This is a genomic window from Paludibacillus litoralis, from assembly GCF_037646705.1.
In the GTDB taxonomy this organism is placed as follows: Bacteria; Pseudomonadota; Alphaproteobacteria; order Rhodobacterales; family Rhodobacteraceae; genus Pikeienuella; species Pikeienuella litoralis.
Genome location: NZ_JBBHER010000003.1, coordinates 254,115 through 275,835 on the forward strand (window position 1 = coordinate 254,115; position 21,721 = coordinate 275,835).

Genomic DNA, 21,721 nt, shown 5'->3' on the forward strand with positions numbered 1-21,721 from the left:
CCGGGCCGTTATGGAGGTGGTCTCATCAGGGCCGGTCAGTAGTTTGGTCACCCCCCGCTTTTCGCATGTCCTGAACGGATACCTGGGGAACGGTCTGCCCGTTGCCCCGCATGACAAGGCCAGGAGACGAAAAGCAATGAACGATACCATCGGTGTGGACATTTCCAAAGCCAGTCTTGAAGTCTGGCGTCTTTCCGACCGCAAACACATGCGGTTTTCCAACGACACGAACGGGCTCAAGGCGCTCTGCAAATGGCTCGGGGCCGATCCGGTTCGCGTCGTCTATGAGGCGACGGGACGCTTTCATCGCGACCTCGAGGCGGCGCTCTCGAAGACGGGACACGGGCCGGTCAAGGTCAATCCCTCGCGCGCGCGTCGCTATGCGCAGGCGACCGGAAACATCGCCAAGACCGACCGTGTCGATGCCCGGATGCTCGCGCATATGGGAGCGACGCTGGCGCTCGAGCCGACGCCGGTCCGCAGCAAGAGCATGCATGAGATCAAGGAGTTGCACGTCGCGCGCGTTGCCCTGATCAAGGATCGCACCGCGTGCCGGAACCGGCTGGACACCGCACGCAACAGGATGGTTGTGGCCCAACTCAAGGCCCGGGAACGCCAGATCGACAGGCAGATCGCCCAGATCGACGCCGAGCTGGTCCGCCTCATCAAGGCCGACCCCGAACTGGCCCGGCGCTACGAGATCCTGATGTCCATACGCGGCATCGGTCCGGTGGCCGCGACGGTGATGATTGTGGACATGCCTGAGCTCGGCACGATGACCCCGAAGGAGGCCGCAAGCCTCGCCGGTCTGGCGCCTGTTACCCGGCAGTCGGGCAGCTGGAAGGGCAAGGCCCGCATCTTCGGCGGCCGTCACGGGCTGCGCACCTTACTGTTCATGCCGGCCGTCATCGCGACCCGATACAACGCGCCGCTCAGGAAAATCTACCTCGCTCTCTACGAGGGTGGAAAGCCCTGGAAGGTCGCGATCACGGCGGTGATGCGCAAGCTCATCGTCCTCGCCAATGCCCTGATCCGGGACGACCGGAAATGGGCCGAAATTGCCCCTTGATCAAAACGGATACTACTGATGCTGACGCTCGACCTGACCAATGCGCCGCGCTGGTATGACCTCGGTCCCGGCGTGCGGGTGCAGCTGCGCCCTCTGACCACCGCTCTGATGGTGGCGACACGCCGCGATCCGGCCGTGGAGGCCGTGCCCGGGGACGCCTCCGACGAGGAACGCGCCGTCGCTTTCGCGAAAGCATTGGCGCGGCGGGCGGTGCTCGGCTGGGAGGGCATCGGCGACGCCGACGGGAAGCCGATCGATCCCAGCCTCGGGCGAGTTCACCTATGCCACACAGGCGATCCGCAAGACCGATGGCGGCGCGACGGTGCCCGAGAACCTGAACGCGCTGGCCGACTCCACCGACATGGTGGAGGCGCTGGACCGGCTGCAGGCGATGGCCCCTGCGGTCGAGAGCGTCAGCCTCGTGGTGGCGTGGTTCGGCGACGACCTGCGCGCGGGATCCTGCAAGGTCCAGCCCGGGGTAGAGGTGTCGGCCAAGTCGACCACGCCCGCCACCTGGTCGGTCAATGGCGTGAGCCGTGCTGGCGCCTTCCTCGTCAGCCGCGACGACGAGGACCGTCCCGTCTATGGCGGCACGCCGTCCGACTTCGCGGTGGTGCAGGCGATCCAGGAGATGAAGGCGCGCGGGCTGCGGGTCACCTTCTATCCCTTCATCTTGATGGACGTGCCCTCGGACAACACGCTTCCGAACCCGTATTCCGACAACGCGGCCGCATCGGGCCAGCCCGCCTTCCCCTGGCGGGGGCGGATCACGTGTTCGCCTGCAGCGGGGTTCGCAGGGAGCGTGGACAAGACCGCCACGGCCGCAAGTCAGGTCGCGGCGCTCTTCGGCGCGGCCACGCCCGCCAGCTTCAATATCTCGGGCGAGAGCGTCAGCTGGACCGGCACGCCCGGCGACTGGGGCCTGCGCCGAATGGTGCTGCACTACGCCCATCTCTGCGCGGCGGCGGGTGGGGTCGACGCCTTCCTGATCGGCACCGAGATGCCGGGGCTGACGACGATCCGCTCGGGCGCGTCCAGCTATCCGGCGGTGCAGGCCTATCGGGACCTGCTCGGGGATGCGCGCTCGATCCTCGGGTCGGGGACGAAGATCGGCTATGCCGCCGATTGGAGCGAGTATTTCGGGCACCAGCCGGGCGATGGCAGCGGCGACGTGTTCTTCCACCTCGATCCGCTCTGGGCCGATCCGAAGATCGATTTCATCGGCATCGACAATTACATGCCGCTGTCGGACTGGCGCGACGGGTTCGAGCATCTCGACGCGGCCGAGGGCTGGCCCGCGATCTACGACCGAGCCTACCTGCAGGGGAACATCGCGGGCGGCGAAGGCTTCGACTGGTTCTATGCCAGCGCGGCCGATCGGTCAGCGCAGTTCCGCTCCCCCATCACGGACGGTGCCGCCGGCAAGCCTTGGGTGTTCCGCTACAAGGATCTGCGCGCCTGGTGGTCGAACGCGCATTACAACCGCCCGAGCGGGGTGGAGAGCGGGACGCCGACCGATTGGGCGCCGCAGTCGAAGCCGATCTGGTTCACCGAGTTGGGCTGTCCCGCCATCGACCGAGGGACGAACCAGCCGAACGTCTTCTTCGACCCGAAGTCATCGGAGAGCTTCACGCCGCATTTCTCGCGGGGCTGGCGCGACGACGCCATCCAGCGCGCCTATCTCGAGGCGACGTATCTCTGGTGGGGCGAGGCTGCGAACAACCCGGTCTCCTCGGTCTACGGCGGCCGCATGGTGCATGTGCCCGAATGCGCCGCCTGGACCTGGGACGCACGGCCGTACCCGTTCTTCCCGGCGCTCACCGATGTCTGGACGGACGGTGGCAACTGGAGGCTCGGCCACTGGCTGACCGGGCGGCTCGGGGCGGTGTCACTTGCCGCGCTCGTCCGGCACCTCCGCCTCCGCGCCGGGCTGCCCGAGGATCGCATCGACGTCACCGGCCTCTGGGGCGCGGTCGAGGGCTACGCCATCACGGCGCTGGAAAGCCCGCGCGCCTCGATCACCACGCTGTCGCGCCACTTCGGCTTCGACGCCGTGGAGACCGAGGGAGTGATCCGCTTCGTCATGCGCGGCCGGGCGTCGGTCGCCAGACGCCACGACCCATCTCCTGCTGCCCTACATCCTCGCGGCGCAGGCCCAGAAGCATGTCACCCACAACGAGGCGCTGCGGATCCTCGACGGGCTCGTCCAGCTCTCCGTCCTCGACCGGGGCCTGACCGTTCCGCCTGGCAGCCCTGCCGATGGCGACCGCTACATCGTCGGCTCGGGCGCGACGGGCGACTGGACGGGTTGGGACCTGAACGTGGCACTCTGGACCGATGGCGCCTGGCTGCGGCTTCCGCCGCGCCCCGGCTGGCGGGCGTGGGTCGAGGACGAGGGCTTGCTGCTGGTCTACGACGGCTCGAGCTGGATCGGCACCACGCCCACGGCACTGCAGAACCTTGCGCTGCTGGGGCTCGGGACGACGGCAGATGCGTCGAACCCGTTCTCGGCCAAGCTGAACGCGGCGCTCTGGACCGCGAAGACCGTGGCCGAGGGTGGCACCGGCGATCTGTTCTACATCATGAACAAGGAGGCGGCAGGCGACGATCTCGGCCGGACGCTGCAGACCGGCTTCGTGACCAAGGCGCTTGTGGGGCTCTTCGGCTCGGACCGCTTCCGTCTCGCGGTCTCGGCCGACGGCAGCACCTTCTTCGACGGGCTCAGCGTCGACAACGCCACCGGCATCGTCGATCAACCCCGGCTGCCCCGCTTCAAGGCCTGGACCAACTACGACAACTATGTCGGCGTCGGGACCTGGACGAAGATCGGTCTCAACAACACGGATTACAACGATCAGGGGGCGTTCGACGCCGCAAACAACCATTTCGTGGCGCCGGTGGACGGCACCTACCTGTTCGGCGCGACGCTGCTCTACAAGATCAACGCCAGCGCCACGGCCCGCATGCGCGGGCGGCTGGTGCTGAACGGCACGACCGAAATCCGCGGCTCCCTCGGCGAAATCTCCGCCACCCATGTCTCGCTCGCCACAGCGATCTGGCTCCAGACCATGGTCCCCCTCACCACGGGCGATACCGTCGAGCTGCAGGGGTATTTCCGGGTCGCGGACGGCTACTACGCCGCCGATCACACCTCGTTCTGGGGCTGCAAGATCGGCTGAAGGGGGCACGCTGAAATTCGTTCTCTGCAGCAAGCTGCACGCCGCTAAGGGACTGGAGGTTCATCAGGGGGCGTCTCGCCCTGAAACTGAAGAGTGAGTTTTAGAAGTTGCCGACGAAAGGCCGCAGCCGCGCCGTCGGCTGCGAGATCGACCGTGGCGAAACGAATGAGATGTCCGTGCACAGAAATGGCTTCGTCCATCGCTTCTCCGATCGTTGGGTGCAGCAGCACGCCCTCGGCGCGGTCCGCCAGCGCATCGCCCCGACCTGTCTGGGAGCGCAGATAGGCGTAGATCTGGTAGAGGTATCCGCTGCGCAGCGTCGCCTCGCGCCGCCAGCCTGCCGTGACGATCCCCGTGAACTTGGTGTCGATCACGATCCGCCGGCCCGCCACCAGATCGTCGAGCACGATATCGGTCTGCATGCCCGGCAGGATGTCTCGCGCGCCCTCGCTCCACCAATCGAGCGGCCAGTCGAGGGGGCCGCCAGTCCGCACGCGCCAGCGCTCGGGCGGCAGGACAGTTCGGTAGAAGCCGCCGACCGCGCGCTCGAACAGCCTCCGCGCCCACTGCTCCTCCCGATCGGGCATTGGCAGAGGCCTTGGACCCGCCCACTCGGTCGGCAGAACGAGGTCCATCGCCAGGATCGCAGCCGCCAGCATCTGTTGGTCCGCGGCGTCATGGCGGCCGATCCGGTCGGCGCTGAGCTCGGTGCGCGACGGCATCGCCCCAGCGACACCGAGCGCCTGCATGTCCGCCGCCAGCCGTCGACAGCGATGGCGAAGCTCGGGGCGCGCGACCAACCGGGCCACCGCCTCAAGCGCGCCGCGGACGAAGCGGTTGCGGGGCGTGTCGACGCTGAGCTCCACGAAGCGGCACGCCACGGCGCCGCGCGCAAGCAGCTGTCGGCGCTCGGTACGCAGGACGTCGATCCGGCCTCGGACCCGGGAGAGATCGGCGCTGCGCTGACGGTAGCCGAGGCTCAGCTGTCGACGCTGGCGTTCCTCGACTGCCTGAGCCAGCAGTTCGGCGACGAGATCGGCGATCTCGTCGGGGTTGCGCTCGACATCGACGCGTGTGCGGCCCAACGTTCTGAACAAGTCCGAGGCGTAAAGCATCAGGAGCCAAATATTGCGCACCGGGATGCGGCCGATGAATCCCGCCGCAGCGGTCTCGCGCGCGACCCCGGCGTCGGCGATCACCATCCCTGCAGCAGCCGGTCGAGAGCCTCGCGCGCTGATTTCGGGGCGTCGAACCAGTATTCGTCGAGCAGCGGACCGATCTCCGTCTCCGCGACCTGGCGGAACCATTCGCGCGTGCCGCCGGGTTCGAGCTTAGCCGTTGGCGTGACGTAGCTGTGCCCGATCTCGAACTGGCGGCCGAACGCCTCGGCGATCTGCGCGTTCAGCGCAAGGATGCGCCGCTCGATGTCGTCGATGAAGGCGGGATCGACGCCTCCCTTCTCGGTCACCCACCGCCGCCAGGCTGGCCCGAGCCTCGGCTCGAGCCCGACGAAGGCGAAGCGCCTGCGGAACGCGAGGTCGACCAGCGCCAGCGAGCGGTCTGCGATGTTCATGGTGCCGATGACGAAGAGGTTCTCGGGCACGTGCACCGGGCGCCGCATGCCGTCGGCATCGGGGTAGCAGAGTTCCAGTGCCTCGCGCGGCGTACGCTTGCCCGCTTCCAGCAGTGTCAGCAGCTCGCCGAAGATCTGCGCCGGGTTGCCGCGGTTAATCTCCTCGATGATCACGACGAACCGGGCTTCCGGCCGGCTCAGCGCCGCGCGGATCGCCTCCATGAAGACGCCGTCGGCAAGGGTCAGCTTGCCATCGCCGCTCGGACGCCATCCGCGCACGAAGTCCTCGTAAGAGAGGTTCGGGTGGAACTGGACGGCACGGACGCGCGCCTCATCGCGCTCGCCTATCAGCGCGAACGCGAGGCGTTTGGCGATCCATGTCTTTCCCGTCCCCGGCGGCCCCTGCACGATCAGGTTCTTCCGGGTGCGCAGGCGCTCCAGCAGGCGGTCGATCTCCTCGCGCTCCAGAAAACAGCCCTCACGCAGGATGTCGTCGACGTCGTATGGCACAGCTGGCGCTGGCGTCCGGACCGGATCGACGACAGCCGCATCTTCTTCGTCCTCATTGGGCGACGGTCCGCCTTGGTGGGCCTCTGCCTGCGACTCGTCGGGCGCCTTGTAGTGCCATGCGGCCAGTGACAGTTCGGGGAAGCTGTGGACCGGGTAGCTGTCCTCAGAAAAACGCGCCTTTAGGTCGTCCAGCAGCTTGAGATAGGTCGCGCCACTGCACGGCTTCTGCGGTCCTATCGTTGGGATCCGCATCTGTAACCGGCCGGTGAGGAACGAGCGCGAGTTGCTGTCGAGAGTTGGGAATTCCCACGGATGCGACCAGTAGAGCCCGGTGGAGAGGTTCCACGAGGCGCCCCAAACGTCGATGGCCGCGTCGTAGTCGGCGATGAATTGGTCCCGCTGATCGGGCTGATCTGCCTCCACCAGCGCTGCGGCAGATGCGAACAGGTCCCACAGTTTGTCGATGTCACCTTCGCGGCGCTTGTCGCCGTATCGAAAGAACCAGGATCGCTGGTTGTTCAGGACCGGAATGCCCTCGAAGGAGTTCGGAAGCTCCTCCTCCACGCCAATCAGCTTGGCCAGCGCTCCCGCTATCGCGCGCCGATTGGCGTCGGTCATGGATCGGTTGAACGCGCCCATCGCCGTGAAAGGGCAGATGTCGCGCAGTGGACCAGTACCACCTTCCGGATAGCGGTCCTGGAGATACCCTAGCCCCGCCATCTCTTGCGCGATTGCATGGATGCCTTCGATCAAGGGCTTACGGTCTGCCCGATAGTCCAGAAGTTTTGCTGCAACGGCGCTGTAGAAGACTGTCCAGCGGAAACGCTGCTCGCCGTCCGCATCGCCGAACCGCTCCCGCCAGAACGGTTCGTTCCGGAATCGGTCGAGGTCCTGCGGCCGGCCGTCAAACGCGAAGGCCAGGAGGCCCTCCTCCATCCAGCCGCCCGGCTTGACCCGCCAAACCGTCGCGCGGTTAGTGTAGAAGTACCATTCGCGGGGCGGCGAGACCGGCGTCCAGTCGACCTGCACACGCTTACCGTCGTCGAGATTTGCAGTGATCGTGCCGACCGCCTTGATTGCCATCACTGAGACGGAGGCGCTGCGGTTGTCGAACGGCAGCTCACGCTTGCGGGTATAGGACGACTTGATCGCGATCCGGTCGCCCGGTCGCATCGCGCGCACGAGATCGCCATACTTGCCGTCTTCGCAGCTGTTTTCCCAGAGGCCTTCGGCGAGAAATCTAGGCGTCTGGTCCTCGGTGCGATTATACGCGGCGCCGACAAACCAGCTGGGCCTGATGTTGAAAATTTCCGACATTCCCCCAAAACCCTGTCTATGCCGCCATGCGATTTATTATTGAGGCGACATAGGTGTCTTTTCGATCCTCCATGAACAGAACATGCATGTCCTCCAATTCATAGATCGTTTTGCCCCAGTTCAGCTTGCCGAACCGTGTCGGTGTGACGATAAAGCTGTTCAGTATGACGTTCTCGCTGGCGAGCCTTGCCTGGATGCCCTTGATGACCTGATGGAACTCAATCTTCTTGTGGCCAGGGCCTTCATGCTGGAGGCCATGAGGCTCGACGAAAGCCAAGTGCTGTCTGCCGTCCTTCACGAGCCATAGAAGGAAGTCGGGATAGAAATTTCCTGCCTCAAAGAAGCCCACCCCGCGCCCGCGGCTCTCATTGCGAAGCAAGAATAGTTCAATTCCTTCCGCCGCCAGCCGCGCTTGATCCTTTTCGATAAAGAGGCGCAGATCATCCAGGAACTGGAATTCGCTCTCATTCAATGAAACCGGCGCAATCTGGATTTTGCTTCCCTTGGCCGTATGAAGCACTGGCTCGTAGAGATGCGTGCCAAACAGGCAGCCTTTCAAATCGCCAGCACGCAACACCCCGGCTTTTCGAGTAGATATTTCGCCGGTGAGGCTCTGGATGTCGTTAATCAGCGCTGTTTCGCTGGCATCGACGATTAGCTGGTACTCGTCAGCTTCAGGCAGGCTACCGTCACCAGCTTCGATCTCACGGAGCTCAAGACGTGGCTCGATAAAGGCCGCCTTGCAGTAGTTGTAGTATTCTTCCGAGAATTTCTGCAGGAGCTCTGCCGCCATCTCCTGCCAGAGCGCGACGTTCCCAAAATCCGAGAACTCCATCTTCCCCGAGGGCACGACGACCTTGTACCAGGTCCGGTCAGTGAGCAGCGTTCTGATCATGGACTTCGTAATGTTGAGATTGTGCCAGGTGCGCTCACGCTTGAATTTCTCAAGACGGAAGAAAAGGTCATCGTAGTCCAGGAAGTCCAGATGGCCATCCTCGAAAACGGTCTCCTCCTTGGTGCCTAGCTTGCTGCCCTTCTTGGACTCAAGAGACTGGATGCGGGGATACCAATCTATCGCGACGCCCTTTTGGCGTATCTTTTCTGGGATCAGCGTCAGGGCCGGCACTGCGCCGTCCCTCTTGAAATCGTACTCGCGACCGTCACCACGCTTCTTTCGGGGACGCAGTACCTTGAGCCGTTGCCCGAAGTCGTAAGTCACTGTCAGCGGAACTGTGAAGACCTGCTTCTGATCGTTGCGGGGAAGCTCTTCCTCTTCGAGGAACTTTCGGAACCGCTCCATGAAGTCGGCCTCGATCCCGAAGACATTCAGGGTCTCGACGTACTGGATGAGCTCCGGTTGATGGGTTGGGGTGGCGAAGCCGCTGCGCTGGAGCGACCAGTCATACCCCTTCAGCCGGACGCCGCGCCCGAAAAGCTGAATGATCTGCGCGCCTTCGCTCTTGCCGACATGCATGAGACCAAGGGTGCTGACGCGCCAGCAATCCCAGCCTTCGACAAAGCGCTTGGAACCTATGAGCAGATTGACCGGGGAACTGGACTGGTTGATCTGCCCGAACATCGTCTCGGCAAACTCGGATTCCAGGACCGCGACGTTGTCGAACTCCTGCTCAGCTATATGCGTCGCCAAGCCGGATGCGTCGCCGACGTTGATGAGTCCGAAAGGCTTTTCGGCCTGACCGACACGCAGCATGACCTCGTTCTCGTCGCCCTTGATCCGGGCAATCGACAACTCACCACCGGCCCGGTTCTGAAAGAGCTTTTCGAGGATGTCGCGGAACAGGTCGCCAGGCTTCCAGCCTTCCCGGAGCATGAGCTGCTGAAGGTAGACGAAACCGCCGGCGAAGATGTCGCCGCCGTTCTCGTCGAGAAGACCAGTTTCCTGAGCGTTGCCGGTAAGGATCCGCTCGATCTCGGCGGCCGACGTACCCTCGCTCTTCAGGAACTTCGCGATGAAGACAAGGATCTTGCCTACGTCAGAAACTGTGGCCTTCTCGGCCTTGGATCCGGTGGCCTTGGTCACGCTGGAGCCGACGAAAACCCAGAGCGGTTTCTCGATGTTGTAAGGCGCATAAATGCCCTGTTTGTCCTCGTAAAGCTTAAGCTGCTGATAGAAGCTCAGAAGGCAGGCAGTCAGGTACGAGAACTCAAGCTGGGAGAAGGTCCGCGGAAGGTTGAAAATCCGGTAGTCCTTGCCGTAACCGTCCTCGTAGAAGTACCGGTAAGAGTAATCGAAGAGGATCGTCTTCGCGTAGGATGCCTCGATTTCCGGGCGCTTCGCTGCCGTAACGGCCTCTTTCAACGTCGCCGAGTACTCGAAGACGAAACCCTTCTCCGATAGGCGGGCGCGGCTTCGGAACCAGCCGCGCTCTTCCTGGCTTCCCATCCCGCGATGGGCTTCGTCGACAAGCAGCAGGTTCTGGTCGCCGAGATTGCGCGTCGCGATGACGTTGGGCCCGTCGGTGTCGCCGAGCTTGGTCACCTCGGTGTAGTCCACCTGACGCAGCCCGTTCTTGCCCGAGGAGAGAAGGTCGCCGCTGTCCGTCAGAAGCCGCGATGCGACGATATTGCTGCCCTTCATCTCGCGCGCGTGCTGCAGGGAAAGCTGCTCATTCGGCGTGATCAGCACCGTCCGCGTCAGATCGTGCTTGAGCGACGATTTCGAGGCGTAGTGCCGGAACTGGAGGAAGTTGACGTGCATCAGCAGCGTCTTCCCCGAGCCGGTGGCGTTCTGCAGGCAGAGCTTGTTCAGGTCGTCGAGCTCGTAGGGGGTGATCCCCGTCTCGTAGCCCTCACCGGTCCAGTACTTGTCGAAGGTATCGACATAGGCGTTCAGCGCATCGAGCAGCGCCGCGCGATCAGCGAAGAACCGGTCGAGATAGATCTCGGCGAACAGCAGTGAGAGCCACTGGTAGTACTTCCAGACGATCGGACGGTCGCGCTTCTCGTTGATCGCCAGCGTGTGGCTGACGATGTTGTGCTCGTAGCGCAGCAGGTCGGCCCGCGTGATCTGGGCGCACGCCTGCATGTGAACGTCCAGCGCCTTGTAGAAGTGGTGCAGGTTCTCGGCCGTCATGCCCTCCGGTGCGTCCTTCACCGTCTTGGCCAGCGGCTGCACCGGCCGGAGCGTGCGCTTGCCGTTCTTGTGGTCCTTCAGCGGATCGAAGCCGAACAGGCTGACAATCCACTGGTTGAGCACCAGCTTGTGGCCGAAGGGGAGCGGCTTGATCTTGGATTTGGGCTTTCTCGCCATCGCTCAGCCCTCCACGTCCCACATCGCCTGATGGAACGCCTCCTCGATCAGGCGCACCTTCCAGGTCTCCTCGTCCCGGCGGAGATTGGGCAGGTTGTTGGAGCCGTTCACGTAGATTACGTCGAACTCGGTGTCCTGCGCGGAGAGGCGGTACTTCCGGAACCACTCATCCAGCATCAGGTTGTCCTTCTCGAGATCGCCAGTCAGCTTGCGCCAGACGACCAGCGCCTTCTCGCGGTCGTTGTGATCGCCTGGGGTACGCAGGGTGTAGCCCTCGACCTTGCGGAAGCGCCAGGCGCCATCGTCCGTCTCCTTCAGCGCGCCGTCGAGCATCAGTCGGGTGTTCGTGTCCTCCGGCAGCTGGGGATCAACCTCGCGCTTGAAGGTGGCGTCATAGCCACGCCAGCGGTCCAGATGCTCGACATGCAGGCCGATCAGCCAGTTGAACGTCTCGACAAGGTCCACGGCCTTCTCGACATACTCTTCCGTGCCGGGCTTCTTGATCTTCAGCTTGTAGGCGGTCGGATCGTCGAACCATTCGATGTTCAGGAGCGACGGACTGCCATTGGTCTCGAAATCGAGCCAGTAGCGTAGCATGTAATCCCGGGCGAAGTCAGTTGATGCCTCAACGGTGGTCGGTGACGACCTGAAAGCGAGATTGTTTAGCGTGTCCTCATATGTCTCGAGGCGCAAGTATTTGAAGGCGCCACCGCCTTTCCAATTAAACATCTTGCTTACGCCTCGCGTATCACCCGCCAAGGTCTGCTTCATCCGCGCGAGTGATTTCTCTCGAAAGTAAGCCGCTGCTTCAATCCCAATCCACTTCCGACCCATCTTTTGTGCAGTTGCAGAGGTAGTTCCGCTGCCCAGAAAGAAATCGAGCACCACGTCAGATTTGTTCGTACTCATCTCAATGATCCGAGCAAGAAGCGCCTCAGGTTTCTTGCCTTTCTTCAACTCAACACCACCCTCATTGTGAAGATCATTCGGCAGAACATCGAGCCAGATATCAGAAGCACGCTCAGCAGTGACACGCCGATCCCCGATTGTTTGCAGCTTGTCAGCATAGAAAATTATCTTCTTTCCGCCGAGGAGATATACATCCGGGTTTCCAGTTCGAGCATGCAAGTGAACAACACCTGGCTCGTCTGCTGAGCGATCGACGGCAACAAGAAAATCGGCTCCAACGCCGGCACGATCAACTGTCACCGTTTGAACAACTGCATCTGCGTTCTCGCTGACAAAGTCTACTATCTCGGACTCGAGTTCATCGCCGAAGTGCTTTCTGAGTTGTCTCTTTTCGACCCCGACGTGTTCAGAGAAGGCATCAAGCAGCGAACAAAATCTCCATTCTGTATGGCTCTCTGCACGATTTCGAATGAATTGATTGTATCGAACGTCCCTCTCTCGTTCGGAGTAGACGTCATTGCCGATCCAGGACTTCTTTTTCTTCGCATAGGTTAGAAGGTAGTCAGAGATCGTGACCACACCTGGATTGATAACCTTATGCCCTGTGACGCTGCCGCGCTTGACGGTTACAAGTGGAAGACGATTTGTCTCGCCGAATATATCATCGCAGAGGAATCGCAGAGATCCAATCTCTTCTGGACCAATACTTATCGAAAAAGTTCCCGATTGATCCAGCAGTGGCATTGCTTGGGTTAGGCGAGTTCGAATCAATGATAGCCAACTCGAATGCGGATAGTTGTCTTTGTAGGCGAAGCCGTCATCGCCAGTGTTGAAGGGCGGATCAATATAGATAGACTTCACAACGTTCGTCGCTGAGCGGCGAATGATGTTAAGACCATCACTGTTCTCTGAGTTGATCAGAAGGCCATCGAGCGCCTCAGGAGATACGTCGATTTTGGAGACCAATTTCTCGACGAAAGGGGCGGAGAAGTGAGCAGTGTCCAAGACCAGATTTCTGGCCTGAGCGTCAGATCTCTTTGGCAGAGAATTGCTCTTCGGGAAATCGCAGATCGATGACCACTCTTCTCGCTGTGCCTCGTTCGCGGCGATCTCCGGATAGAACTCCTCCGGGAGGTGGTCGAGCGTGATGCAGTACTGGGTGTCGACAACAAACTTCTTCTTCAGCCACAGTTTCTTCTGGAAGTCCTCAAGCTGGGCGAGGAAGTCGATGATATGCCGCGCAATGCGCCGCAGCACCTTGACCTTGGCCAGGTAGGCTTCCACCCGCGGCGCATCGGCGGACTCGATGTCATCCAGCCGCATGACCTCGTTCTTGATGTAGAAATCCAGCTCGCGCCGCAGGAACCCGCCCAGGTCCTTGTGGATGAAATAGTCCATCGTGTTCCGGGCAGTGTACTTGGTCAGGTATTTCTCCAGCAGGGTGCGCTCTTTCTCCTTCTCGGTCGGCGCCGGGGTCATAAGTGCGGTCACGAAGTCTTCCGCGCCATCCAACTCGGGCAGCCGCGCCTTCACCTTCTCCGCCGCCTCGGCAAGGCGCTTCTTGCGCCAGGTGCCTTCCTGGCCGGTCTTTTCGGGATCAGCGCGGTACTGGAACTGGATCACCAGTTCCGGCTCGCCGGTGTCGCCCGTCTCGATCTTCACCGGCTCCGGTTCGTGGATGATGAAGTAGCGTTCGGTCTGCTCGGACGCCTTGACGTTGTTGTGCTCGCCCTCGGACGCCGATACGATCCGGCAATGGACCTTGAGCGGCTTCTGCTCGAACAGCGCACCGTGACGGGCCTGGAAGTCCTTCGCCTGCGTCGGATCGAAGGTGAAGTTGGTCAGGTACTCGGACGTCTTGATGTAGTACTGGTCGCGGTTGGCCCAGTGCAGATAGACCTCGCGCCCGTCGTAGGGGACGGCATAGGGGGCCGCCTTGCCGTCCGTCTCACGCGCGAAGTAGCGGCGGCTCATGAAATCGCCGTTGTCGTAGTAGCGCTCGAAGAAGCGGTAGAGGTGGTCGTAGACGTCGCCCTCGTTGCTACCGCTCTCCTTGGCCGCATCCCACGCCGCCTTGGCCTTCTTGACGGGCTCCGTCACGTCCGGATCGGGTGCGCCGTATTCGATGGCCTGCTGGCGGGCAGCCTCGTAGGCCGCCTTCGCTTGCTCGACACGGGCGCCGTCCGCCTCGCCGAAGGCGTTGCGGATGATGCCAAGCAGGTCCTCTTCGAGAAACTTCGTTACCTGACCGGCCTTCGCATGCATGATGCGATAGAAGCCAAAGTCCAGGTCCGGCTGGTCGAGTTGAAACAGCTCCTTCAGCAGGCTGATCAGACGTTCTCGTTGTTTCTCGACGTTCGGCATGTGGCGAGTTTCTCCTGCGTTCTGTTGGCTCACACGACCGCCCAGCGGACGGCGAAGAGCTCTTGTTTGCTGATATCCTGTTGGAGGCGGCCTTCCAGGTCCGAGATCATCTGATCACGCTCGTCGATGATCTCGTCCTCCACCTCGAAGATGCGTTGGCGGAGCCGGCGCTTGGATTTCTCCAGGTCCTGAATCTGCATCTGGATCCGGTGCTGCGCCTCGGGGGACTCGGCCGTACGCGCTTCGCGCTTGAGCTCGAGGATCCGCGCCTTTGCATCCTTCAATTCCTTCTCGGCGGCGAAGACCTTGTCCTCGGCCCACCTTTCGAGCTTCTGGCTCTCGGCCGAGAACCACTCCGCGTTCTGGCGCTTCAGGGCGTCGGTCACGGCTTGTTCGCGCGCAGCGAGTGCATCCTCAAGCCGGGGGCGTTCGATCGGCCCCGGATCCCCGCGAACGCTGCAAGGCATCTCGAACAGACGCCGAACGACATCTTCCTCGATCAGCTCGCCCTCATCGGTGATCGCTGCGAAAAGCATGTGGTCCTGCGCGTCGAAGCCGGAAAAGCTAAGGCAGCGTGCCGCGAGTATGCCGCTGCGCCCGACAAGCGGTTCAATGCTGATGGCCTTGGCCGGCCAGGCCGAATAATCGAACGCCAACCCGGCGCCATCGAGCGTTCGGTCCTTGGCGCGCTGGATGATATGCTGCGCCAACGGGTGACCCAAACGGTATCTGTGCTCGCTCAGACCGTTCTTGGCGATCCCGTAGCCACCGGTAGGGACAGCGAGCCCTCTTGGCGGTTCTTTAAGCGTGAAGGTCAGGTGTTCGTCATCGAAGTGGGCGCGGTCGCGGAGCTCGTGCCGCGTGACGGCCCAGAGCATTCGTTCGTATCGCCCGATGTACTCCTTGCTCTTGTCGAGATTGATTTTCAGGCGATCATGGACTTCCGCATCGAAATTCTCCAGAAGCTTTCGACGCGTGTCCTCCATTGCGGCGCTGATGTTTTCATCCATCTCGCCCCGAAGCCGGGAGAACTCAGTTTCGATTTCTTCAGTCGACCTGCATGTTTGATAGATGGTTACGATCCGCTTCTCAAAGTCTACACCGGATTCTATCGATCCCAAGACTTCGTCAGAAGCGCCGAATACCCCAGAGAATAGCTGAAACTTCTCGGCCAGAAGCTCGTAGACACGTTGGTCCGCTGCGTTGTTTTTGTTTAGAAAATTGACAACCACAACGTCATAAAGCTGGCCGTAGCGGTGGCATCGACCGATGCGTTGCTCGATTCGCTGGGGGTTCCAAGGAAGATCATAGTTCACCACTATGGAACAGAATTGTAGGTTGATGCCTTCTGCAGCGGCCTCTGTTGCGATCATGATCGACGCATTCTCTCGGAAGTACTCGACCAATGCGGCACGTATGTCGGCCGTCCGTGAGCCAGTAATGCGATCGCTACCCTTGTGCTTCTCAAGCCAGGCATCATATATCTGTTTGGATTGCGCGTCCGTGTTGGATCCGTTGAAAAGAACGAGCTGATCGCCGTAGCCGTTGTCTGACAGAAGGCGCACAAGATACTCTTGGGTGCGGCGCGACTCCGTGAAGATGATGGCTTTCTGGGCGGCACCAAGTTCTTGTGTCTTGGCGAAGCCAGCGCTCAACGCGCTGAGAAGTGCTTGCCCCTTCGCGTTCTCAGAAATCGAAACAGCGAGGTCGCGGAATTCGCGTAGGTCGGAGATTTCCTTCTTGATCGCGTTCACATCGTCCGGGGACAGCAATTCGGGCTGATCATTGCCCTCTGGCCACTCGTCTGCCAGTTCATCGAACTCCTCGTAGTCTTCCGCGAGTTCCTCCTCGAGCTTGCTCCGCAGGTCAGTGTCTTGCTTGAGTTGCCGCTCAAGCTTCCGCGCAAGAGAGTCAAGAGCGCCTGCGATGGCGAAAGTCGAGGATGCGAGCAGCTTCCGCATGATCAGCGTCATGAGGGTTCGCTGCGACGACGGCAACGCGTGCAGAGAAGGCCTTCGCAGGTATTCCGAAACCATGTCGTAAAGAGCCTGCTCTGCCTCGGTTGGCACAAACTCCTGTGTGATGGGAATGCGATTTGTATATCGGATGTATTCGAGCACTTGGCGACGAAGCGTTCGATGGCAGACAGCTTGCAGTCGCTGCTTCAGTTCGTCGAACTGATCATCACCCGTCAGCCGCGCGTACTTGGCCCTAAAGCTCTTGGCGTCGCCGAAAGTGAAGTCATCGATCAGGCTGACAAGTCCGTACAACTCCATCAGCGAGTTCTGCAGGGGCGTAGCTGTCAACAGGATCTTGGGCGCGTTCATGAGCGCGCCCTTCAGAGTGCGTCCGATCCGATTGTCTGGTCGGTAGACGTTCCTAAGGCGATGCGCCTCGTCGATTACCACCAAATCCCAAGGAATGACCATCAAAGCCTCGGCGTGCCGTGCCGCAAATTGAAAAGAGCAGATCACAAGGCGCTTCTGATCGAATGGGCTACGCACCCCGTCCTTCGACATCTTGTTGTAGTTCTTGGCCTCGAGGATAAGCGTCGGAAGGAAGAATTTTTCCTCGACCTCTTGCGACCACTGCTTCCGCAAGTTGGCTGGCGTGATGATCAGAATGCGACGTTTCCCTTCGGCCCATTTCTGAGCGAGGACCAACCCAGCCTCGATTGTTTTTCCAAGACCCACCTCGTCAGCTAGAATCGCTCCTTTCGAGAGCGGTGACTTGAATGCAAACAGTGCAGCTTCAACCTGGTGAGGATTGAGGTCGACCTGCGCGTCCAAAAGTGCTCCGGCGAGTTTTTCATTGTCGGCAACGGAATGCCGCTTACTCAGTTCGTACGCAAATAGCTTGGAGTGATATTCCGTGATCAATTCAGCTCTCCGGAACCTGACTTGCGGGACCGAAGGCATTGCCGACGGAGGGGATGTTGCGATCAATGTGTTCTCGATTGAGGAGCACGATCTGCTGATCCTGCGGCCTCCTGGCGGCTGGATCGGTATCGAGCCCAAGCCGCCTGAGCGCGTAGTAGAGGAGCGCGCGCCGGACCTTGATCTTCGCCTTGCCGCCTCGCATGCCGTAGTCAATCGCGATGACCTTGGTCTGCGTCTCGGAGAGTTCGGGGTGGGGCCCGACCTCCAGCGTGACTTCGGAATGCCAATCGCGATCTTCGTCGGCCGACGTTTTGCTTTCGCGCGATCCTCGGATGTCGAGGATCCGGGAGAGAAGGAAGTCCTTGAAGCAGTCATCGGTCAGGCAGAACGCCCGCGTGTGCCAACGGAACCCGTCGAAAGCGATGGCATGGGGCGCGATCCAGCGCCAGCGGGGCTCGGGGCTGGAGAGGGACTGGTACTTCACTTCGATCGCCTCTGAGCGGCGAATGGCGCCGACAACCGAACGGAGCGTCACCGGATCGACGCCCCGCACAGGCGTAGGGGTGGACGCATATGGCGGGAGGTTGGCGATCCAAGAGTCCTCACGGTCGAGGATCCCGTCAGCGAGCGAGCGCAGCTGTGCGAGGTAGCGGCGCGCGTCGAGTTCGAGAAACTGTGGCTTGAAGCCAGGGCCGCGGACATAGGTCCGCGCGCTCTTGTCATAGACCATATTGTCCGGTGCGAAGCCGATGTAGCGGTTCAGGTCGGTGGACGCCTGGTTCACCGAGACCCCGAACTGGTCCATCAGATCGCTGCGGTTCACATGTCCCTCCCAGAACAGGCGGAATTCTATGAACTCGAGACGCTGCTCGACGCCCCAGCGCAGCTCCGACCTCTCGTTGTCCATCATGCTCTCCCGGCTCAGCCGGTGGGCACGCTAACTATGCGCGCCCAATTTCTGTGCTGCTTGCAACGCTATCGGAGTGACAGAGCGCGGGCAATCGAAATTGCGCCTGCAGCGATTGAAGTTGTTGCGCGCAGCAGGACGAGGGAAGCGGGCGTGCCGAGCCGATCAACGTCTCGACACGCCCGAACTTTGACACGGCTACGCCATGCAGCCGCGCAGCCGGCGAAAGCTCAGCCGGCCTGGTGGGCTCCGAGCGGCTTCGCCGCCATCCCCACCGCCGCGCTTGATCCGGCCCACGGTCCGGCGTCTCCCGCAGTCCCCGCGCTTATCGGGTCCGGGTCCCCATTGTTGGCCTACGGGCCGCTACTCCTCCTCGGCGGCCTCGGCTGGCGTGATCTCGGTGATGGTCTGGAACCCGCCGAGGAACTCCGGATGGTTCTGCGCCAGGTAGCGTACTACCAGGGCGTTCCCGAGCAGCTTGCCGACATAGCCCTTGATCACGGTTAGATGCAGATGGTCCTGATGGTCCGGGCGGGCCGAGCGTCTCTTCTGGCTAAAGACCGGGTCTCTGCCCCTCGTTGATGCGCAGATTTTCGCTGCGATCCCGTGCCGAAGCCATCGACACGGGAGAGAGTTCGGTATTTGTTACACTTCCTCCGCCACAAACCATTCGCGAACCCGAGACGAGGCCCTAGTGTGGGCCTTTTTTCTGTAATTACCCGCCCGGTTCCCGCCGGGCTGACGAGGCGAGGGTTCGGCGGGTGATCCGATAGGGGTTCTGGCCCGACAGCCGCGCGGTATCGACGCGGGTGCGCAGGGCGGCGTCGGTTTGGGCCGCCCATGCGGCGCGGAAGCCATTGGTCACTTTGCGGTGGATCACGGCGGGCCGCAGCGCGCGCTCGCAGGCGTTGTTTGTCGGCTCGATCAGATCGGGAGCGTCGATGAAAGTGAGCAACTGGTCCCGCGCATTGGCGATCTTCGCCAGCAGGGCGCGGGTCAGGCCGCAGTCCGTCCGAGCGGTGAGGATGGCGCCGATCCGGTTTTCCAGCTCGCGACGCTTTCGCGCGACCGTGCTGGCGGCGAGATCGCCGAGGGTGCGCCATAGCGCGAAGACCTCGCCGAACCAGAGCTTGAGCCGGAACGGTGCGGGGTCGTCGCTGGCCTCGACGGCGCAAGCGACGTCCCGAGCCAGATGTGCGAGACAGGTCTGATGGCGTGCGGCGTGGTTCTGCTGGGCGCTGTAGCGATCCGAACACCAGAACTCGGGGCGACGCCCGCCCATCACCTCGCGCACCACCGCCGCACCCCGGTTTCGTCGCTGGCTACGGCCCGCGCCTGGCGCAGCCGCTCAAGAACCGCAGTCTTTTCCGCCGCGAACGCTGCGCCGCCGCGCGCGAACATGTTCCCCAGCGCCCCCTGGCTGATCGTCAGGGGGTGGGTAATTGCGTGGCGACGGCTCGAAGGCGGCCGCGGCGCCTCCGCGCCATAGGCGCGACCCACGCTCCGTCTATTTACCGCCTCGCTTTTGAAGACCTCGGTCGATGATCCCGATGATGCGCTCGTTGTGCGCGATTTCGCTGTCGATCAGGGCGCGATGCGGATGCTCCGGATCCTCCTCGAGCTCTCGCCGCAGCTCCGTCAGCTCTATCTCGAACTCGGCCCTGCGCCCGAGCATCCAGTCGAGATCGGCCTTGTCCTCCTTGGTGAGCGGGCCGGAGAAGCTGACGGTGGCGCGGTCCATGTCGATGACTACGTGGTCGGGATGCGGCAGCGGTTCCGGCAGGCCGGTGAGTCCGAGCCGGTCGCGCCGGTCGAGTTCGCGCTCCCATTCGACCTTGTAGGTGATCGCCGTTTCGAGGAGCTCGTCGGCGAGCGCCTTGTTGGCCCGCTCGGTGGCGCCGAGCAGCTCGGCGAAAAGCCGCTGCGAGCGGTGGTCGCCCTTCACCGCCTTGACGCCGAGCGCCCGGATGACGGCCTGGGCGACCGGGACCGAAACAGTGCGGTCGCCGTCGCGCATCGCGACCTCGCGATAGGCTTCGTCAAGAATGATCGCCTTCATCCGCTCCTCGTTGAGCGCAGGGCGCTTGTTCTTCGCGCCTTTCGGCCGCCCGCGCGGGTTGCCAGAGACGCCGGGCCGGAACCGGCACGACGCCGGCGGCTTCGCGTAACCGACCTCGTAATCGGTCCGATCCGGCGTGACTGTCAGCTGGGTCTCTCGCGGCTTCGGCGGCGTTCCGGCGCGCCCGCTCATTCGGCCGCCACCTTGGCCGCGACATCGGGCTCCCATCCGCAGACGAGCTGCTCCGCCTCATCCTTCGCGATCCTCTCCCAGCGCGCGAGGATCGTGTCGCAATAAATTGGATCGAGCTCGACGAGCCGCGCCCGGCGGCCGGTCTTCTCCGCTGCGATCAGCGTCGAGCCGGAGCCCCCGAACAGGTCGAGCACGATCTCGCCCCGCCCCGAGACGTCGCGGATCGCGTCGGCGATCATCCGCACCGGTTTGACAGTCGGATGCATGGCGAGTTCCTCGAGCCGTCCCGCCCCGTCGGAGTTGACGCCGCGGTATTCCCAGACATTGGTGCGGTATCGCCCGCCCTCGCCGAGCCCGAACGTGTTGACGTGGGGCGTTTCGCGCCTCGAAACCATCCTTGGCTGTGGCGCGCACTCGCGTAAAAGGCGAATTTTGAGTAGAAGTTTCTATTTATATTACAGAGGGTTGCGAATTAATTCGCAAGGCATTATTAATTTCAACCGTGTGTATCTCAAATGTGGGGAAATCTTCGTGAAAATCATGTCAATTGCAAAAACCCTGTCAATTTCGCTGGCGGTGGCGCTGCTGGCGCTGCTGGCGCCGCTGTCGGGGACGGCGGCGACGGTGACGATCAATCTGGATTCCGTTGTGGGCGGAAACTCGGGCATGCTCCATAAGGACAGCGCCGGGAGCTTTTATCTTGATGCTAACGATATAAATGCGGGCACGAATTCGATCGCTTACCATACCTTTGGCCCTGGCACGTACAACATCATGCCGACCAAGGATCTATTCTTGGCCTGGTCACGCTGGAGCAGCGCCTCAGGTTGCGATGCTTCGAGTGGAACGCTCTGCAACAGGGGTTTCGAGCACTCCTTTGCTTTTTTCATGCCTGAAACAGCGGAGCCTGTCGGCGAGGTGAACAAGACCAACGTTGCCCCGACCGACAATACGAAAACAAATCTGGTGAATTACGCGCTCCCCTTCACGCCTTTCTTCTACGAGGACCCGGAGGGAGCCTTCGCCTCAGTCGAGGGGATGGTGATGGCGAGCTTCACGCTGGGCAGCGAGCAAGATGTCGGGTTCTACATCCACGACAACATCATCGGTGATAACCGTGGCGGCGTAAGCATCGACGTCTCGGCGGTCCCGCTGCCTGCGAGCCTCCCGCTGCTGCTCGCCGGAATTAGCGGTTTTGCGTTCATCAGGCGCAAAAAAGCTTGACGACAGGTCCAATGTTGAAAATGCTCCAGGTCCGGAACTGGGGCATTTTTCTGTTTCGCCGGACTCAGCTGAATGAATTTGAAACGCTCATACCATCGAGCGCGGTCTACGACTGATGCGCCCAATCCCGCCTGTCGATTGTTCGGATGCGCCATGACCGATCCGTGGGCTTGTTCCACGCTTCACAGCAATGAGCGAAGATGTCGTCGTAGCTGATGAAGGCGCGGTTCGAGAGCCGGTTGTCGCTGATGAACCGCCAGATATCCGT

The 21,721-nt window shown here is 61.8% G+C and carries 12 protein-coding genes and 2 pseudogenes; 4 read left to right on the plus strand and 10 right to left on the minus strand.

Annotation, left to right across the window (positions count from 1 at the left end; genetic code table 11):
- Positions 1-136 precede the first annotated feature (136 nt).
- The 3 genes and pseudogenes from WG921_RS05670 to WG921_RS05685 all read left to right on the plus strand — a co-directional run bounded on the left by WG921_RS05670 (position 137) and on the right by WG921_RS05685 (position 4,248).
- Positions 137-1,069 (plus strand): IS110 family RNA-guided transposase, encoded by a 933-nt coding sequence (locus WG921_RS05670; protein WP_340108241.1) that lies wholly within the window; start codon positions 137-139, stop codon positions 1,067-1,069.
- Positions 1,070-1,325: 256 nt separating this feature from the next.
- Positions 1,326-3,170, plus strand: a pseudogene (locus WG921_RS05680) (baseplate multidomain protein megatron); the annotation flags it as partial.
- A 25-nt stretch (positions 3,171-3,195) separates the two neighbouring features.
- Positions 3,196-4,248 carry a DUF2793 domain-containing protein gene (locus WG921_RS05685; protein WP_340108473.1) on the plus strand — a complete coding sequence of 351 codons (1,053 nt, stop codon included), beginning with the start codon at positions 3,196-3,198 and terminating at the stop codon, positions 4,246-4,248.
- Positions 4,249-4,292: 44 nt separating this feature from the next.
- Here the strand turns inward: WG921_RS05685 and mcrC are convergent, their stop codons facing one another.
- The 10 genes and pseudogenes from mcrC to WG921_RS05735 all read right to left on the minus strand — a co-directional run bounded on the left by mcrC (position 4,293) and on the right by WG921_RS05735 (position 20,624).
- On the minus strand, positions 4,293-5,450 hold the full coding sequence (mcrC, locus tag WG921_RS05690; protein WP_340108242.1) for a 5-methylcytosine-specific restriction endonuclease system specificity protein McrC: 1,158 nt from the start codon (positions 5,448-5,450) through the stop codon (positions 4,293-4,295).
- A complete protein-coding gene (locus tag WG921_RS05695; protein ID WP_340108243.1) occupies positions 5,444-7,648 on the minus strand; it encodes an McrB family protein in 2,205 nt (734 codons plus the stop codon). Before WG921_RS05695 ends, mcrC begins: the two co-directional genes overlap by 7 nt.
- Positions 7,649-7,664: 16 nt before the next feature.
- A complete protein-coding gene (locus WG921_RS05700; protein WP_340108244.1) occupies positions 7,665-10,919 on the minus strand; it encodes a DEAD/DEAH box helicase in 3,255 nt (1,084 codons plus the stop codon).
- Positions 10,920-10,922: 3 nt separating this feature from the next.
- Positions 10,923-14,192, minus strand: coding sequence for a site-specific DNA-methyltransferase (locus WG921_RS05705; protein ID WP_340108245.1), 3,270 nt, complete (start codon positions 14,190-14,192; stop codon positions 10,923-10,925).
- Positions 14,193-14,221: 29 nt separating this feature from the next.
- Positions 14,222-17,071, minus strand: a complete 2,850-nt coding sequence (locus WG921_RS05710; protein ID WP_340108246.1) for an SNF2-related protein — start codon at positions 17,069-17,071, stop codon at positions 14,222-14,224.
- Position 17,072: 1 nt separating this feature from the next.
- Positions 17,073-17,978: a WYL domain-containing protein gene (locus WG921_RS05715; protein ID WP_340108247.1), complete on the minus strand. Its 906-nt coding sequence runs from the start codon at positions 17,976-17,978 to the stop codon at positions 17,073-17,075.
- A gap of 363 nt (positions 17,979-18,341) precedes the next feature.
- Positions 18,342-18,479: a hypothetical protein gene (locus WG921_RS05720; protein WP_340108248.1), complete on the minus strand. Its 138-nt coding sequence runs from the start codon at positions 18,477-18,479 to the stop codon at positions 18,342-18,344.
- 214 nt (positions 18,480-18,693) lie between these two features.
- A pseudogene (locus tag WG921_RS05725) lies at positions 18,694-19,409 on the minus strand (IS66 family transposase); the annotation flags it as partial.
- Positions 19,410-19,485: 76 nt separating this feature from the next.
- Positions 19,486-20,229, minus strand: a complete 744-nt coding sequence (locus tag WG921_RS05730; protein WP_340108249.1) for a DUF5681 domain-containing protein — start codon at positions 20,227-20,229, stop codon at positions 19,486-19,488.
- Positions 20,226-20,624 carry a DNA-methyltransferase gene (locus WG921_RS05735; protein ID WP_340108250.1) on the minus strand — a complete coding sequence of 133 codons (399 nt, stop codon included), beginning with the start codon at positions 20,622-20,624 and terminating at the stop codon, positions 20,226-20,228. Before WG921_RS05735 ends, WG921_RS05730 begins: the two co-directional genes overlap by 4 nt.
- A 145-nt stretch (positions 20,625-20,769) precedes the next feature.
- Between WG921_RS05735 and WG921_RS05740 the strand changes: the two genes are divergently transcribed.
- Positions 20,770-21,453 carry a VPLPA-CTERM sorting domain-containing protein gene (locus tag WG921_RS05740; RefSeq protein WP_340108474.1) on the plus strand — a complete coding sequence of 228 codons (684 nt, stop codon included), beginning with the start codon at positions 20,770-20,772 and terminating at the stop codon, positions 21,451-21,453.
- Positions 21,454-21,721 lie beyond the last annotated feature (268 nt).